This is a genomic window from Escherichia sp. MOD1-EC5950 (assembly GCF_002965345.1).
In the GTDB taxonomy this organism is placed as follows: domain Bacteria; phylum Pseudomonadota; class Gammaproteobacteria; order Enterobacterales; family Enterobacteriaceae; genus Escherichia; species Escherichia marmotae.
This window is the reverse complement of record NZ_PTSR01000094.1, coordinates 1-1,281: the sequence shown is the minus strand read 5'-3', so window position 1 is coordinate 1,281 and position 1,281 is coordinate 1. Positions and strand designations below refer to the sequence as shown.

At 47.4% G+C, this 1,281-nt stretch carries 2 pseudogenes; both read right to left on the bottom strand.

Annotation, left to right across the window (positions count from 1 at the left end):
* Nucleotides 1-119 precede the first annotated feature (119 nt).
* Nucleotides 120-323, bottom strand: a pseudogene (locus tag BEA93_RS24390) (DUF3800 domain-containing protein); the annotation flags it as partial.
* Nucleotides 324-1,038: 715 nt separating this feature from the next.
* Nucleotides 1,039-1,281 (bottom strand): annotated as a pseudogene (locus BEA93_RS24380) (IS66 family transposase); the annotation flags it as partial.

Genomic DNA, 1,281 nt, shown 5'->3' with positions numbered 1-1,281 from the left:
ATTTGAAATAAAGCTCAATGGCGCGGATTTTTTCTTCTTCAGTAAACATGTTTTATCTCCTGAGAGTCCAGGAAATCGTCCGCAGCCCCATAACGGTCAAACATCGTGGCGTTGACATCAAAACGTTTTCCAGCTGACTGCAGGGAAACGCTGTCTGTTCTGGCAGTCTTAAGATTGGTATAAACAAGGCGCGCAAGAGGCTTGGTCAGCTCCTTATCTTCCATAAACCGCTTGAAAATCCAGAGATAAATATCAACCAGCTCCAGCCCTGCGCTTTGCGAACCCGACAGGAAGACAAGTGGTTCAGCTGGCATGTTCTCAAGTACAGGTTGGGTACGGTCAAAAATACGGGAACCGGTATGACCGGTTTAATCCACATAAAAATTCATGCAAGGTTCCTTTCTCAGGCAGGCGTAAATGAAAGGGAATTATTTATGTGAATGTAAAACCTTCCTGTCAGTGAGGGCAAGAGATCCGTAACCGGGAGTTTCCGGATCTTTTGAGGAGAGAAGGCCGATTATTGCCGGAAAGTCACAAAAAATAGAGAATTGTTGTGATTCGTGGATTGTTGTATGGGAAGCAAAGTTCACGGCTGACTGACCCTGAAATGGCAACAAAAGAGGAAAGGGGAACTTTTTTCAGTTTTTTTCACCAATCGGCCTTAAAGGCCGCATCGCATTTTCTAAATACAGTTTTACATAAGGAACATTGTATGACTGTATTTCTCATCCTCACCACGATCACATATGGCATCTTCAATACCGGCGGCTTCATCCTTTTAGTGGTCAAAAGGTATCAGAGCTGGACCCTATTCTGGAAAAACTATGACCACTTCCCTCATATCATCCGTTCCCGCTACCAATACCAGAGACGATTCATTCTCAGACGTATCTGGAAACGCCTTAAAACCGGCCAAGCCGGTTCTTCTAACAGCATTCCCCGCCCGGCCAGCCAGCAATGTGGTGATCACAATACTGGTTTCTCCGGATTTTCATTTGCGGATGGTGCCCTCATCCACATCCAGCTCTCGTCCGAGCACAGTGTTTTCATCTGAGTCTGTATCCAGTCATACAGTGACTGCATCAGTGGCGCAGCTCTGGCTTTTCTTGCCGCCAGACGCTGTTCTGCTGTACATCCCCGGACTTCTGCCTCTATGGCATACAGTTCACCGATACGCTGCAGGGCTTCCGTGGTGATGTCGGTGGGCACTCTTGCATGCACATCGTGGATTTTTCTCCGGGCATGAGCCATACACGCGGCTTCCGTTATTCTGCCGGATTC